The 15293-nt window shown below is 45.7% G+C and carries 16 protein-coding genes; 8 read left to right on the top strand and 8 right to left on the bottom strand.

All coding sequences use genetic code 11. From position 1 onward, the window contains the following. Positions 1 to 94: 94 nt before the first annotated feature. Together KY305_RS07620 and KY305_RS07625 are read right to left on the bottom strand one after the other, a co-directional pair. A complete protein-coding gene (locus tag KY305_RS07620; protein WP_223062023.1) occupies positions 95 to 1354 on the bottom strand; it encodes an ABC transporter permease in 1260 nt (419 codons plus the stop codon). After that, the gene (locus KY305_RS07625; protein WP_223062024.1) at positions 1347 to 2243 is read right to left on the bottom strand and encodes an ABC transporter ATP-binding protein; all 897 of its coding nucleotides are present in this window, start codon (positions 2241 to 2243) and stop codon (positions 1347 to 1349) included. Before KY305_RS07625 ends, KY305_RS07620 begins: the two co-directional genes overlap by 8 nt. A 105-nt stretch (positions 2244 to 2348) precedes the next feature. On the opposite strand from KY305_RS07625, the gene KY305_RS07630 reads away from it, so the two are divergent. Then, a complete protein-coding gene (locus tag KY305_RS07630) occupies positions 2349 to 2534 on the top strand; it encodes a YhzD family protein (RefSeq protein ID WP_223062025.1) in 186 nt (61 codons plus the stop codon). 24 nt (positions 2535 to 2558) lie between these two features. Here the strand turns inward: KY305_RS07630 and KY305_RS07635 are convergent, their stop codons facing one another. Beyond that, a complete protein-coding gene (locus tag KY305_RS07635) occupies positions 2559 to 3326 on the bottom strand; it encodes an enoyl-CoA hydratase (RefSeq protein WP_223062026.1) in 768 nt (255 codons plus the stop codon). 179 nt (positions 3327 to 3505) lie between these two features. On the opposite strand from KY305_RS07635, the gene KY305_RS07640 reads away from it, so the two are divergent. From KY305_RS07640 to KY305_RS07650, 3 genes are read left to right on the top strand one after another with little or no spacing between them, the layout of a single operon-like run. Beyond that, positions 3506 to 3859, top strand: coding sequence for a hypothetical protein (locus KY305_RS07640; protein ID WP_223062027.1), 354 nt, complete (start codon positions 3506 to 3508; stop codon positions 3857 to 3859). A gap of 27 nt (positions 3860 to 3886) precedes the next feature. After that, positions 3887 to 4384: a cation:proton antiporter regulatory subunit gene (locus KY305_RS07645; protein WP_223062028.1), complete on the top strand. Its 498-nt coding sequence runs from the start codon at positions 3887 to 3889 to the stop codon at positions 4382 to 4384. Between the two features lie 7 nt (positions 4385 to 4391). Then, on the top strand, positions 4392 to 5606 hold the full coding sequence (locus tag KY305_RS07650) for a cation:proton antiporter (protein ID WP_223062029.1): 1215 nt from the start codon (positions 4392 to 4394) through the stop codon (positions 5604 to 5606). A gap of 27 nt (positions 5607 to 5633) precedes the next feature. Here KY305_RS07650 and KY305_RS07655 read toward each other — a convergent pair whose 3' ends face one another. The 5 genes from KY305_RS07655 to KY305_RS07675 all read right to left on the bottom strand — a co-directional run bounded on the left by KY305_RS07655 (position 5634) and on the right by KY305_RS07675 (position 11814). Then, positions 5634 to 6923, bottom strand: coding sequence for a lysine N(6)-hydroxylase/L-ornithine N(5)-oxygenase family protein (locus tag KY305_RS07655; RefSeq protein WP_223062030.1), 1290 nt, complete (start codon positions 6921 to 6923; stop codon positions 5634 to 5636). Between the two features lie 101 nt (positions 6924 to 7024). After that, positions 7025 to 8527 (bottom strand): coproporphyrinogen III oxidase, encoded by a 1503-nt coding sequence (locus KY305_RS07660; protein ID WP_223062031.1) that lies wholly within the window; start codon positions 8525 to 8527, stop codon positions 7025 to 7027. Between the two features lie 115 nt (positions 8528 to 8642). Beyond that, positions 8643 to 9509 (bottom strand): Cof-type HAD-IIB family hydrolase, encoded by an 867-nt coding sequence (locus KY305_RS07665; RefSeq protein ID WP_223062032.1) that lies wholly within the window; start codon positions 9507 to 9509, stop codon positions 8643 to 8645. 730 nt (positions 9510 to 10239) lie between these two features. Beyond that, positions 10240 to 10593 carry a YlbF/YmcA family competence regulator gene (locus KY305_RS07670; RefSeq protein ID WP_214800703.1) on the bottom strand — a complete coding sequence of 118 codons (354 nt, stop codon included), beginning with the start codon at positions 10591 to 10593 and terminating at the stop codon, positions 10240 to 10242. A gap of 87 nt (positions 10594 to 10680) precedes the next feature. Beyond that, positions 10681 to 11814 carry a DUF445 domain-containing protein gene (locus tag KY305_RS07675; RefSeq protein WP_223062033.1) on the bottom strand — a complete coding sequence of 378 codons (1134 nt, stop codon included), beginning with the start codon at positions 11812 to 11814 and terminating at the stop codon, positions 10681 to 10683. 245 nt (positions 11815 to 12059) lie between these two features. On the opposite strand from KY305_RS07675, the gene KY305_RS07680 reads away from it, so the two are divergent. The 4 genes from KY305_RS07680 (at position 12060) to KY305_RS07695 (ending at position 15232) form a co-directional block, all read left to right on the top strand. Beyond that, the gene (locus tag KY305_RS07680; RefSeq protein ID WP_223062034.1) at positions 12060 to 13151 is read left to right on the top strand and encodes a YheC/YheD family endospore coat-associated protein; all 1092 of its coding nucleotides are present in this window, start codon (positions 12060 to 12062) and stop codon (positions 13149 to 13151) included. After that, positions 13141 to 14499: a YheC/YheD family endospore coat-associated protein gene (locus KY305_RS07685; RefSeq protein WP_223062035.1), complete on the top strand. Its 1359-nt coding sequence runs from the start codon at positions 13141 to 13143 to the stop codon at positions 14497 to 14499. The genes KY305_RS07680 and KY305_RS07685 overlap by 11 nt, the downstream gene beginning before the upstream one ends. 88 nt (positions 14500 to 14587) lie before the next feature. Further along, entirely contained in the window at positions 14588 to 14803 is a 216-nt protein-coding gene (locus tag KY305_RS07690; protein ID WP_223062036.1) for a YheE family protein, read from the top strand. Between the two features lie 219 nt (positions 14804 to 15022). Further along, on the top strand, positions 15023 to 15232 hold the full coding sequence (locus KY305_RS07695; protein WP_214800699.1) for an alpha/beta-type small acid-soluble spore protein: 210 nt from the start codon (positions 15023 to 15025) through the stop codon (positions 15230 to 15232). Positions 15233 to 15293 lie beyond the last annotated feature (61 nt).

The raw sequence follows: 15293 nt of genomic DNA on the forward strand, positions 1-15293 counted from the left end.
GTAGGTTGAAGTACCCTTATTTTAGCATCGTTTTTGTACGAATGCACGTTCTGCCTTATAAAAAAAACAGCCCGGATGCCCCAGGCTGTTTCTCTTATTGTTTGGAGATGCGAAGCGCTTGTTTGATTGCTTTGAAGCCGCCGGCATTTCCGTAGATCAACACGCCGCCTTTATAAATTCTTGCGCCGATAACTGCCAGGATCAGAATGGTGACTAATGTCAGACCGATGCCGACAGCAACCTGCCAAAACGGAATATCGAGCATGCCGACGCGTAAAAACATAATCATCGGCGTAAAAAACGGAATGTACGATGTGACGGTAATAAAACCCGCATCAGGCCGGCCGAGACCGAACATCGCGATCATAAAGCCGGCTACGACTAAAAAGGTCATCGGCTGAATAGTCTGCTGCACGTCTTCTATCCGGCTGACAACGCTGCCGAGAAACGCGGCAAGCGTGGCATAAAGAAAATAGCCGAGCAAAAAGAAAATGACAGCATATATGACCGTTGAGACCGGAACGTCAGCAAAGTTGAGAAACTGGCTGACAGGCGATGATGCTTGATTCTGATGATTCAGCGTCAGCGAGAGATAACCCGCTGTCAGCAAAATAGCGAATTGGGTGATTCCCACAAGCGCGATGCCGAACAGTTTGGCAAACATCTGCTGAATCGGCGGCATGCTTGAAATCAGAATTTCCATCACCCTGGAGGATTTTTCCGTCGCTACCTCCATCGCAATCATGCTTGCGTACAAGATCACGGCAAAATAGATGACAAACAGCATAATGTATACAAGGCCCATCACCTGGCCGAGCTCTTCCTCAGACTTCGCACCTTTTTCCAGCGCCTTTTTGCTGACTTCAGCAGGCGTGTACAGACTGCTGACCGCTTCATCTGAGACGCCGAGTTTGGCCGTTTCGACAGCGGTTTTTGTCTGAGTCAACGCCTGTTTGAGCAGTTTGTACGCTGATTCATTAGAGATGGTCAATGCCTGATAGGCTCCCGATATCGTTCCCTTTTGATCTCGCTTGATGATAAACAGCCCGTCCCATGCCCCGTCTTTGATCTTCTTCACTGCCTCTTGCTTTGATTGTTTCGTGTGCAGGACTTGCAATTCATGATCGGTATCCGCCGCTTGAAGCTGTTTCGCAAACACCGGATACAGCTCGCCCGTTTCGTCAATCACTGCAATTTCCTGCTTTTCATCTCCCGGTTGAAATACGGAAATAATGGATTGCAGATTGGTCACAAATAAAACCATTAATACTGTAATAGCCGTTGTGATAATAAATGACTTTGTCGTGATTTTGTTTTTGTATGTATGAAACATCATGATGGAAAATTTATTCATAGACAGCCCCCACCTTTTCTATAAAAATATCATGAAGTGACGGCTCTTCCAGTTCAAACTTCCGAATAAATCCCTTCCCTTGCAAAGCTGAGAAAATATCTTGAGAAACCGGTTCGTTTTCAATCTGCAGCCTGATCCCGTCATTTGTTTCCTTCCATTTGACTACGCCTTCATGCGTTTTTAAAAAGCTGAGATCGTCATCTGAATGAATCGTGATATTTTTTTTGCCGAAGGATCGTTTAATTTCTTTGAGGTTCCCTTGAACGACCGGCTTCCCCTTCTGCAAAATGCACAGATTTTCGCAAAGCTCCTCCACATGCTCCATCCGGTGACTTGAAAAAACGATGGAAACACCGCTGTTTTTCATAGAAATAACGGCTTCTTTTAAAAGCTCCACATTGACCGGGTCAAGTCCGCTGAAAGGTTCATCGAGAATTAACAGTTCAGGTTTATGAAGCACGGCAGAAATGAACTGTATTTTTTGCTGATTGCCTTTTGACAGCTCTTCGACTTTCTTATTCTCGTATTCTGTGATGCCGAACCTCTCAAGCCATGTGACAAGTTCTTTTTCGGCTTCTTTTTTTCCCATGCCTTTTAATCTCGCAAGATAGACAAGCTGGTCCTTCACCTTTATTTTCGGATACAGTCCGCGTTCTTCAGGCAGGTAGCCGATTTTTTCGCTGATTGAGTAGTCAACGGGACGGCCTTTCCAGCTGATCGCGCCGTCAGTGATGCTTAACAGACCTAAAATCATCCGAAAAGTCGTCGTTTTCCCTGCTCCGTTTGCACCGAGCAGACCGAACATTTCTCTTTCAGGTATTTCTAAATGCAAATCGTCAACAGCCGTGAAGCTGCCGAATTTTTTCGTAACATGATCAATTGTAAGCACTGATCCAACTCCTTCCCTGACCCATTATATACTATTAATGGGTAAAAATTAATGGAGGATTTTGAATTTTTTTTCAGAATATGATCATACAAAGGAGGTGACGAGATGGGGCAATATGTATTAACCGCATTCCATCCGTCCGGGGAAACGCTGCTCAATGAACGGATTGAAGCTGAAAATGAGCAAAAGGCGAAGGCCGCCGGAGAAGCATTATTAAAGGAAAAAAAGCTGGAGAATCATACGCATCGACTAGTAAACGAGGCCGGAAAGCTGATTTTATTCCACAGATGACAGAAGCTTTCCGGCTTCTGTTTTTTATCGGTTAAATTGCGGAGTTCGTTTTTCTAAAAACGCGCGGATGCCTTCTTTATGGTCATCCGTTTTTCTCATATTTTCCTGGGCCTTTCGTTCAAGAGAAAGGACGTCTTTTAATCGGTTCATATGAAGACTGTTATAAATGGCTTTTGTTTCAATCATCGCCGATAAAGGCGCGTTTAACAAACGGTCGATGTAAGGCTTCGCCCCCGTTTTCGGATCACCGCTGAAAAGCCCGTCCGCCAGCTTCTTGCGCACCGCCTCCTCGGCCGGCAGTTTTTCACCGCTCCAAATCAGCTTTTTCGCTTCCATTTCTCCGACGCGTCTCATTAATAAATAATGGCCGCCTCCATCAGGAACAAGTCCGATCCCGATAAAATTCATCGCGAGGCGGGCATTTTGTTCAGCGAGCACGACATCAGCGCACAGCGCAAAGCTCAGCCCAAGCCCAGCTGCGGCGCCGTGAATGGCGGCTATCACTATTTTTTTCATATCATAGAGTGTCAGCGTAATCGATTCGATCATTTTCATCAGCCGTTCATATTGCCCGGCATCATGAGCTGACGTCATCATTTGAATATCGCCGCCGGCGGAAAAGCCTCTGCCTTCCCCTCTCAGTAAAACGATAAGCGCGTCACTTTCAGCGGCCATGATACACGCGTTTTCCAATTCCCGCAGCATTTGTTCATTCAGCGCGTTGTAGCTGTCAGGCCGGTTCAGTATAATTTCTGCAATCTTTCCCTTTTCTTCATATTGAATATACTCCATTACAATTCCCCCTTGTATCCGCTTACATTTTTTGTTCAATTTATATATTCCTTCCGACGAAGCCAATCTCCTTTATTTTTCAAGGTCAATAGATACTGAAAAATGCATATCATTTGAAACCGATCATACATTTTTATATAGTGAAATTGACATACATGAAAAAAGGGGGGACAGAAATAATGAAATACGTGATACTCAGCTTCGTGCTGTGCATATTTATGGTGCTGTTCCCCTCTTCAGATGTGGTCTTGCTTTCCCAAACTGTGACAGAAGCGGACAGCCACGTCCAAATCTCGGTGTACCCGCAGGAAACGGTGTCGGCAAAAACGCCTGCATACGCGAAAACTTCACCGCAAGACCTGTCAAAGGGGTACAGCGTGTTATCCCGGATGATCGGCCTGTTATCAGTCAAACCTCTTGATCAATTCATCGAATCCACATTGGAAAGGACATGCGCCATTCCGATACAATACCAGTCCAATTACCTCCGGCATCAAACCGATGATCAGTGCCAGTCTGAATTTATAGTCTAAAAACAGTACATTCCGGAGGGATTTTTTATGAATATTAAAGAAAACGATTTGCCCGGCATCGGTAAAAAATTTGAAATCGAAACGAGAAATCAGGAAAAAATGACGATTATCATACATGATGACGGCAGACGGGAAATTTACCGATTTGATGACCAGGATCCTGATGAGCTTCTCGCAAGTATTTCCCTTGATGATGCCGAGGCGAGGCAGATTGCCGCTATTATCGGCGGGATGGTGTACAAACCGCAGGCGCTCGAATCGATCGAAATGGCGTTCAGCGATCTTATTATCGAATGGTTTAAAGTCGAAAAAGGAGCTAAATCGGTCGGGCGGACGCTCGGTGAACTGGATGTGCGCCAGAACTATGATGTGACTGTAATCGCCATCATTAAGCACAACCAGAAAAAGTTTTTAAACCCCGGCGCAGATTCCGTCCTTGAAGCGAACGACACACTCGTCCTCTCAGGCGAAAGAAAGCACCTGAAGAAATTGACTCAAGACTTCCTTTCAAGAGACGGAGTGTGATCGGTATATGGACCATCTTGTATTTGAAGTCGGAACGGCGCTTGTGCTTGTCGCCATTGCGAGTGTCATCGCAAATAAAATCAAATTTTCGATCATTCCCTTTCTGATTATTTTAGGAATGCTTGTCGGGCCGCACGCGCCCCAAGCAGGAATCATCGACTTAAGGTTTATAGAAAGCGGAGAGGTAATTGAGTTTTTCGGACGGATGGGTGTTCTGTTTCTCCTCTTTTACCTCGGGCTTGAATTCTCAGTCGGAAAATTAGTCAAATCCGGACGGTCGATAGCCGTCGGCGGAACAATTTATATATTAATAAATTTCAGTTTAGGGCTGATTTACGGCTTTATTACCGGTTTTTCCTTTTTGGAAGTGCTTGTGCTGGCCGGTGTCATCACGATTTCATCGAGCGCTATTGTCGCAAAGGTGCTGGTTGATTTAAAACGCACGGCGAATCCGGAAACAGAATTGATTCTCGGCATTATTATGTTTGAGGATATCTTTCTGGCGGTATACTTGTCTGTCGTTTCCGGGCTTGTGCTGGGAGACGCAACTTCCGTCGGAAGCGCGCTCTTGTCGATTGTGATCGCCCTCGGCTATATGCTGCTGTTTTTTATCGCCGCGAGAAAGCTGCCGCCTGTTCTGAATAAGCTGCTTGATATCCGTTCAAATGAAGTGTTTGTCATCGTGATTTTCGCCGCACTCTTTTTCATCGCCGGTTTTTCCGAGACGATTCACGTCGCTGAAGCGATCGGCGCGCTCTTACTCGGGCTTGTGTTTTCGGAAACGGATCATTCTGACAGAATTGAACACCTCGTTGTACCGTTCAGGGACTTTTTCGGGGCCATGTTTTTCTTCAGCTTCGGGCTGAGCATTGACCCGTTTTCACTCGGGGATGCGGTATGGCTTGCTTTAGGCGCCGTCCTTCTCACCATTGCCGGGAACTTTATCGCCGGTATGATTGCCGGCCGCCGGGCAGGGCTTTCCCATAAAGCATCATCCAATATCGGGCTGACGATCGTGTCACGCGGTGAATTCTCAATCATCGTCGCAAATCTCGGCATCGCCGGGGGACTGTCCGCCTCGCTAAAGCCGTTCGCTGCTTTGTACGTCTTGATTCTTGCGATTCTCGGCCCTTTGCTCACAAAGGAATCGAAGCGGATATACCTTCAATTGAACAAAGTATTCAAGTGGAAGACAGCTGCTAAAAAACAGCCGGGATCATAAAAAAAACTGACCTCTTTTCACAAGGGGTCAGTTTTTTTGAGCGGGAAGAAATTGCTGAAAAGCCGTCTTTTTCTTAATAGAGAAATGCTCTTTTCCCATAATGGTATTGATCATTCTTTGATTTCTGTAAACAGAGAGCTTTAAATTCGTAGCGCCTGTGCCGTGAGAATGATCGAGATTCGTTAATGTGAAAAAATGATGTGTCCGGCCGTCCTTAAAGACAAGGCGGGAGTCATCCGTCACTTTAAACCGCTTCTCATCTTCCCACTCAATTTTAGAAGAGAAAGCTGAAAACCATTTCGGGATATGCGGCTTAAAGCCGGTGGCCAAAATGACTTTTTCTGAATCAACTTGGAAGGATTCATTCATTTGCCATTGGTGAAAGCTCAGTACGCATCGCCCGTCACGTTTTTCAATCTCTTTGAGCTCCGCCATCGGCTGAATGTACACGTCAGGCGAGCCGCCGCTGATCGACCTGTGGTACAGGGCGTCATAAATGGACGCAAGCGTGTCGGAATCAATGCCGTGGCGCAGCCCGTTCAGCTCAGGGAGCGTGTTCAGCCGTTCTTTGAAAGGAAGCCGATTGAAATATTCCACGTAATCCGGCGTAAACATTTCCTGGCCGAGCTTGGCGGTTTCTAATTCACGGAATCCGGCGGACCGTGTCACCCACTGCAGCCGGCAGCTGCGGTGCTTTTCATCATTCAATAAATCAGAAAATATCTCCGCCGCGCTTTGGCCCGAGCCGACTACTGTAATTGATTCAGCGCCGCTGAGCTCATCTTTCCGAAACAAATATTCCGGGCTTACCAGCGTGTCCCGCCGCGCATCGTCATCAAGCTCAACCGGAACAAGCGGCTCAGTGCCCGTGCCCATTACGATATGTTTCGCTTTATACTCCGTGACGGTTCCGTTTTCAGTATTTTTTACGCTGACTTGATAATATCCGTCCGCGTCCTTTACGTCAACGACCTCTGAGCCGAAACGGCACGACTCGATTTCTGAAGCCGCCCAGCTTAAATAGTCATTAAATTCGCGTCTCGGTATATCGAATTCATTAAACGTATAAAAACGATACAGCCGATCATTTTCATGCAGATAATTCAGGAACGTATAACGGCTTCTCGGATCGGCCAGTGTAACAAGATCCGCTAAAAACGCCACCTGTAAATCCGTTCCTTTAATTAAAAGACCCGGATGCCACGCAAATTCCTTCTTTTTATCAAAGAAAAGGGCGTCTATTTCAGAAATGTCCTCCAGTAATGCTGCCAGTCCTAAATTAAACGGCCCGATTCCTACTCCTATAACATCATACATGTTTTACACCTCTTACGATTAACTGTCTGATCTGCTTTTCCCTTTCTCACGACCGGCTAAACATAAAAAAGCGGCACGCTGATCGCGTGCCGCCTTCCTGTTTATAAAGCAGATTTTACAAACATTTCATCTAAATATTTTATTTTTTCTTCTGTGTAATGCTCGAATCGGTCATTGTATGATTTCGGATCTTTCGGGTTCGCAAAATGCGTGATGTTCCCCGTTTCAGGGTGAATGAATTTGCTTGCGGCGCCGCAGCCGATACCGATAATCGTCTGTACTTCTTCCATAATCATAATGTTATAAATGCTTTCCTGTCCCGGTATGGAATATCCGACATTTTCAAGGTTTCCGAGTATGTTTTTCTGACGGTACAAGTAGTACGGAGTGTAGCCGTGCTCTTTTGTCCAGCGGACGGCGTCGTCCATCATACGGGACACCTCTTCTCTGTCAGCGACCTTATACTTATGCTTGTTTCTCGTCATTTCTGAAGCCCGTTTAAAGGAAAGCGTATGAACGGTCAGGGATTCAGGCATGAGCTTTTCCGTTTCATCAAGGCTGTTTCTGAACTCGGCTGCGCCTTCTCCCGGCAAACCGATAATTAAATCCATGTTAATGTTATTCATGCCGTGCTTGCGGGAAAGATGATATTTTTCGATTGTTTCTTCAACTGTGTGATGCCTGCCGATCGCCTTCAGTGTTTCATTTTCGTACGACTGCGGATTGATGCTGATTCTGTCGATTTTATACTTATTTAAAACGGCCAGCTTTTCTTCCGTTATCGTATCAGGACGCCCCGCCTCGACCGTGATTTCCCTGATGTTTTCAACATTCGGGAAGGAACGGACCATTTCTTCATATAAAAGATCCATTTCTTCGGCCGTAATGCTCGTCGGCGTCCCGCCTCCGAAATAGATTGTCGTTACCTTGATGTCATGCAGCTTCAGCCATTCTCCGATCTTCTGCATCTCATAGTGAAGCCCCCATAAAAAAGAGCCGACTCTTCCGGCCTGTCCTTGGATGGCATAAGCGGGGAAGGTGCAGTAGGCGCATTTCGTCGGACAAAACGGAATTCCGATATAAATGCTCACTTCATCTTTGACCCGGTACAGATCGGGAACCGCGGCGAGCTGGCGGTCGATGATTTCCTGCATCAAATTGATTTTTTCATCATGAATTAAGTAATCCTTTTTCAGTTCGGCGTGCGCTTGCTCCTTCGTCTGTCCGCTTTGGAGTTTTTTATGAAGGAGCTTTGTCGGTCTGATTCCGGTTAAGATTCCCCATTTTTGCGTGATGCCTGTATGGGCTTGAAGAAGATTTAAATACACGTATGATAACGTGTTTTTTAATTGTTTAAAAACTTCTTTTTCATTCCATCCGGCGAGAACTTGTTTCGTGTGGTGTTCCGTGACGGCTGTGCCTTTTATTTCTCCTGATACCGAAACACTGTCCGCACTCCGGGAAATGCTGAGAGAGATGACGAGATCGCAAGGTTCGTCAGTCTCGCCGTATACGAGAACACACTCTTCAAAAAATAAATTCGCGATGTTTTGCAGCGGACGATGCAGCCTGTCATCCGTAATACCGTCTATTTTTATTTGCAATGTGATCACCTTATTTTTCAGATTCAAAACTTTCTTTAGTGTACAGAAAGAACAGGCTAAAATCAATCCGCGCGAAAAAGCCGCAGACCGGCGATTGCGTGTCTGCGGCTCTTTATTATAAGCGTTTCATGTGGAACTTATCGAGAAATCCTTTTCGCTGCTGCATTCGGAAATATTCCTTGATCATATAGGCAACGCCCTGTTCGTCATTTGACCTTGTCACCCAGTCCGCTTTTCTTTTTACTTCATGGGAAGCATTTCCCATGGCTACACCGAGCCCGGCAAGCTCAATCATCGGCAGATCATCATCCTGATGGCCAATGGCGACAACCTCTTCCATCGAAAGCCCCAGCTCAGCGGCGACAATCGCCAGTCCGCTTTCCTTTGACACGCCTTTAGGCACGATGTTCAGCTTTTCCTCGTTAATGCGGATCACATCAACGGACGGGAAGGCTTTCACAATCGTTTCCGTTATGTCAGTTTGCAGGCCGCTTTCGGCATAGACTTCAATGACGGGCGCCGAGACGGGTTCATCAAGCAGCAAATCACTTAATGATTCGACAAACTGCACCGGATAAAAAATCGGGTCAGACGGGTGGATCATTGTTTTCCCCAGTAAGTTTGAATTCACTTTTTTCTTGTTTCCGATGGAATATTTCTCATGAAGGAGCCGGATGTTGCATTGGTAGCTTTCCAGCACCTGCACAATATTAAACGTGTGGTCTTCTGAGATTTTCTTTTCCAAAAACGGTTCATCTATTTTTTCGGCGATATACGCCCCGCTGTGGGTAATCAGCATTGCGTCAAGCTTTAACGTTTTCGCTATCTTTTGAGCGGATCGAAAATGGCGGTTTGTCACCAGCGTGACGTAAATCCCTTTTTTCTTCACGTATTCGATGGCATCCTTTGTCGTCTGGTGCAGCTTTCCGTTAGACCGAAGAAGCGCCCCATCTATATTTAACGCCAGCATTTGTTTTGACACAGAGAAGTCCCCCTCCTTGATGACTGTACTTGTCATTAGGATATGACCCTGTCTCTCTGTTTAGAACAACCTTTTCTCCGCAGCAAAAAAGCCTGCCTCAGCAGACTTTGAATGGTCGTCTTTTTTGGGATACGATCGTTTGCTGTCTTTCTCCCAATGTGTATTTCTATTTTCGAAATATATTAGGAACCCCTTATTTGACCGTTGATGCGCTCGTTTCACTTACTCTCTGTTGCTACCCCTATAAAAACAGACAGTATAGGCGACCGTATCCTTTGATATTCTGTAAGTGTAGGCGCTTTCAGAGTTATTATCTCAATTTTATTGTGAAAAGACAAGGGTTTTTTTAACTAAAAAAATCAGAGGGGGTCCCTGTGCTGAAGGTAATATAAAAGCCGGGACGGAACGTATATTCACATACAATAAAGAAAAAAGCGGTGACAGACAAGTCAGGGCATTTATAACGATGACTTCATTCAAAACCTGATGAATATCAAAAAAATGCGTACCCGGCTTTTGACCGGGACAAATGTCTGGCGTTCATTTTTCAAAAGGACTGGCCGGAACTTGCGTTAAAACAATGAATCATTATATGTGAGAAAGAGCGCAGCGAATAACCTTAATGATATTTCAAAAACACACCATTATCATCAACGGGACGGTAAAAAGGCCGCTTGATTTTTCCGCCGAATAAAAAACCCCTCCTTTTCAAAAGGAGGGGTTCGGCATATTAATTTTCCGGGTTGCCGTAAAGCTCTTCAAGAGGTTTCATAATAATTTTGTTTAATTCGCCGATCAGCATGCTCATGCGCTGTTCTGCTTCCATCAGCTGAGAAATTGTTTCATGCTGCTGCACGAGAGCAACTGTTTTTTGCGCTTGCTCTACCTCTTCCTGAGTAATTTCTTCACCTGACATTTGCTTTTGCTGAAGATTCAGCTGCACGTTGCGGAAGTTATCAAACATGCGCTTTGCAGAGTCATCAGCATTTACTTGATCGTAAAGCCCTTTCAGACGGCTGTATTCGTCGCTGTTCCGCAGTGCTTTTTCAAGATCATATGCTGCGTCATAAAAATTGACTGCCATATTAAACCGCTCCTTTCTTTCCTTTCAGACATACCACTCCACTATAACAGACTGCGAAGCGACTTTCATTATCGGCGTATGTTTTCGTTAAAAAAGGATGACAAACAAAGCCTGTATCGCTCCGATAATCCCTCCGAGCAGACCGCCTAAATACGTAATCATCTTAAATTCTTTTTTGGAAATGGACAGCACCATTTCCTCAAGGCGCTCAACCGGAAACTGGTCAACCTGCTCTTTTACGACTTCCTCCAAGTGCAGCCGCTTCAGCACCTCTTCCAAATGAGCCGCTATTCCGCCCAGCGCTGCTTCAAGCAGTTTCGGCGCATACGTTCCTGTAATATCCTGCTCATAACGGGTAATGAAAGTGCCGATCGGACGCTCAAAAAACGGTGCGGTTGAGAATGCGGTTAATGCCCGGTTTTTCAAGCTGAACAGCAGATCTTTCGCATTCCATTTTTCGTCCGCCTCATAAAGTGTATAAGATTTGAGCTTGCTCCATTCTTGCGAAAGAAGATCGGACAAAAGCTTTTTCGTTTCATCATTCTGCAAAAACTTTAACAGCTCCGGCAGCACACGGTCCGCAAGGCTTGAGTTGCCGAGGAACATCTGCACCATGCTGCCGAGCATTCCCCGCGCTTTCAGAAAGTCATCAATCATATTGCCGAGCCTTTCTTTTCCCTCTTCACTTTCAAAATAATCGCTGCTCCGCTTCAAAATATAATCGGCGATCATCGGCACTTTTTCTTCCAGTTTATCCTGCACATCATCCGGAAGCCATTCTTTAATGGCGCGGTGCTCATATTTACTGTAAAGTTCAGAAAGCTTCTCGTCAGTAAACCGGCCGATCCACGTATCGGCCGCCTCTTGCGGATGTTCTATGCCGATCGCGGCCAAGGCCTCGTGAACCGTCATGCCGGAAGCGGCCATTTTTTGTGTGAATTGTTCAGCGAAATGCAGCGCTTGTTTTTTGACGGTGTCTGACATGAGCCGCTTTTTTATGCCCTCAGGTGTTAAAAGGTGGTTCGTCACCATCAGCCCCATCTGCTTCGCCAGTTCATCCCTTCTTTTCGGAATCAGCCCCGGTGTAAAAGGAATCCGTTTTCCGAACAGATAATATGGCCGGTACGGACGAAATAACATTTGAATTGCAAAATGATTCGTCACCGCGCCGATCGCGGCTCCGATGACGATCATAAATATAAACGTTCCTGCTATGCCCATTCCTTTTCATCTGCCTCCATCTTCATCTTATGTTCTTTTTTCTTGAGGATATATCTATTCGTATTATAGAGGCTTGCGTGAGCACGGGCAAATGAAGAAACCGAAATGATCTTGTTTATCAGGAATAAGGCAAGATAATGTATCGTACTCTTTACAGTAGAACATCTTTTAAGCGGCGCTTGGCATGTTCAATGTATGGAAGGGCCTTTTAGTCAGCGGCTTTTGAATAAAGGGGGAGTAACAACATGACAACACTTGGTTTTATGTCCGTATCCCGCCAGCACGAAGCAGATTATGCCTGCGAACTGGCAGAAAGGGCGCCTGATTATAATGTGCGCTTTGTCCGTTTTACACCGTTTGATATATCTCCTGAAACGTTACGCGTAAAAGCGCTTGTTTATCATCCGAAAAGCGGCAAATGGAATGAATCGGAAATCGATATTCCTGAATATATTTATGACCGCTGCTTTTACGGCAAAGCCGCAGGCGCCCAAAAAGCGAAACCGATTGTAGAGTGGCTTAAAAAATATCCGAAAACAGAATTTATCGGCCGGGGGCTTCCAGATAAATGGACGGTAACAGATGCATTGCAGCAGCACCACTTGATCAGCCCATACATTCCAGAAACCATTCAAGTAAGCCGCTATGAACAGATTCAATCATACTTAACGAAGGAAAAGGCGTGTATTCTCAAGCCCGCTTTCGGGTCGGGCGGCAGAGGCATTATTCTGCTCGAATCAGGCAAAAAATCAATCTCAGCCACTTACCATATCGGAAAAAACAAACAAACAAAAACCTTTTCCAACCTTGTATCCTTTAAATCATGGTGCAAAAAAGTGTTACAGCACCGCTATTTGCTTCAGGCTTATTTAAATATCCAAGATAAAGAACGATACCCGTGTGATATTCGGATTTTCATGCGTAAAAGTGAATCAGAGGCTTGGGAAACGGTAGGAAAAGTGGTGCGAAGAGGTTACCAGAACGGGCTTTTATCCAATTTGTCAGGAGGATCTGAACCGCTTAAATTCGATGCGTGGTTTGAGGATATTCCGAAGAAGCAGCAGACGGTTTTATTAGATGATATTTTTTCTATCACCCAATCCGTCCCTTATTTTCTCGATGAACGGTTCGGGCCGCTGTTTGAGCTTGGACTTGATATTTGTTATGCCAAAGACGGGCGCATCTGGCTGTTAGATGTCAATTCAAAACCGGGCCGGAAAGCGGTTTTAAGCGTATCTCCCGAGCTGAAAGAGGAGCTTTTTACCAGTCCGCTGAAACGCATACGCGATCTTCGCTCACAGGAGAGCCAGAAAGGGGTACTTCCGCGTGAATCGTAAAGGTATCATGGTCGGCATAGATAAAAAAAGCAAAAATACGCTGTATCTCCCCTCCTCGATGAAACGGGAAGGGCTTTTGTCTGCCGCATTCGGAACCAAGGTGGTTAAGTGCCGTGTCTCCTTTACGCAATCACTTGAAAAAAGCGCGCTTCTTTCTGAAGATTTGTTTGAAGAGCTGATGATACCGCACAAAAGCAGAGCCGACCTTCTCATTCACGAACAGACGGTGCATATCGGTCCGCTGATCGGCATATATACAGCCGGATTCACCTCATCGCCTTTGCGGCCGTTAAAAGACCGCTCTCTCTTTTTTTCAAAGCTGCTTTCCCTGCATGAGAAAACGAGCGGTTATTGTTTTGTTTTCGGCGCCCATCAAGTGAACTGGAAGGAGGGCACCATTCAGGGGCTTCTTTATAAGGAAAACGGCTGGGAACGCGCAGCCGTTCCTCTTCCGAATGTGGTGTATGACCGATTGCCGAGCAGGAAAACCGAGGAGGTGCCGCTTTTACAGCAAACAAAACAGCGGCTGATGAATGATTATCAGATTCCGTGGTTTAATCCGCAATTTTTTAACAAATGGGACATTCATCAGTTTCTTGAAAAAAACAGCCTTACCGCTTCACTCTTGCCGCAATCCATCCTGCATCCCAATGCTGAAACGATAGACACATTGTGCGGCATGTACGAAACCGTCTACATTAAACCGGCTGACGGCGCACTCGGAGCCGGCATTTATCAGCTTACAAAGACAGATTCCGGTTATACCGTAAAACATACGAATGACGAAAAATCTTTTTCCGCAACCCGCTATTCTGATGCGTCCTCCTTCATGAAAGCTTTTGAAGAAAACCACGATCCCGCCGCTTTTTTAATCCAGCAAGGCATCAATCTGATCCGGCTGAAAGGACGCCCCGTGGACTTCAGGGTTCATACGAATAAAAATGCCGAAGGGAAATGGACGGTAACAGCCATCGCGGCAAAGATCTCAGGAAAAAACAGCATCACGACCCACCTTGCCAATGGAGGAGAAGTGAAAACGTTAGGCGAATTATACGGCGATCCAAAGGAAAGAATCGGCATCATCCGAAAGCTTTCGAAGGCCGCCTTAACTGTCAGCCGTGTTTTAAATGAACATATTGAAGGATTTATCGGAGAAATCGGCTTTGACCTCGGGATCGATCATGACGGAAAGGTCTGGATGTTTGAAGCGAATTCCCGCCCGGGCCGCAGCATCTTTTCACATCCGAAGCTGAAATCGGTCGATTATCTGACAAAACGGAGAAATTTTGAATATGCGTCTTATTTATCAGAACGGTCCATTACCGCCCCGGAGAAACTCTGGCGGTGATGGACGGCTTTTTTTACATTCCAATAGGACAGGCTTGAACGATATGGGCTACAATGAAACAAGAGATAGACATTTCCGATAAAGGAGCGTGAACCTCATGATTTCGCACTTCAGCTGGAAACCGTTATTCAAAAAAGAGAAGCTGCCCGGATGGCGGATTTCGTTTTACTACCAGGGCACACATTACGAAGGTATTTATCATAAGACCGGAGAAATTGAATGGGGGGATACTCACCCGGGTAAAGAAGAACCGGCTCTCATCCAGGAGCTGCACGAACTGATGCTTTATCACATATATGACTGATCTTATAGCTTAGCCGGCAAACGGCTGAGCTTTTTTTCTTCCGCTATTTACCACCCTTTTTTTCGCATGAGATGCCGCGCGAATCAGCATAATACGTAGTACAAAGCAGCCACTGCATTGGGTGAAGCCGAGCAGGCAGCGGTTTTTCAACCAAAAACCATAAACTGGTGCAACTCCAGAAAACCCAACCATACTATTTATATAAAGGAGATCATACAAATGGCAAACCAAAACAACTCTTCAAACCAATTATTAGTACCTGGCGCTGCTCAAGCAATCGACCAAATGAAATACGAAATTGCTTCTGAATTCGGTGTAAACCTTGGCGGAGAAACAACTTCTCGTGCGAACGGTTCTGTCGGAGGAGAAATCACAAAACGTTTAGTATCTTTCGCACAGCAAAGCATGGGCGGACAAGGCGTACAATAACTCAATAAATGGCTCACAGAAGGCGCGTACACCGCGCCTTCTTTTTATGCTGGTGCACCCT

It is taken from the genome of Bacillus sp. YC2 (assembly GCF_019891195.1).
Classification (GTDB): Bacteria; Bacillota; Bacilli; order Bacillales; family Bacillaceae; genus Bacillus.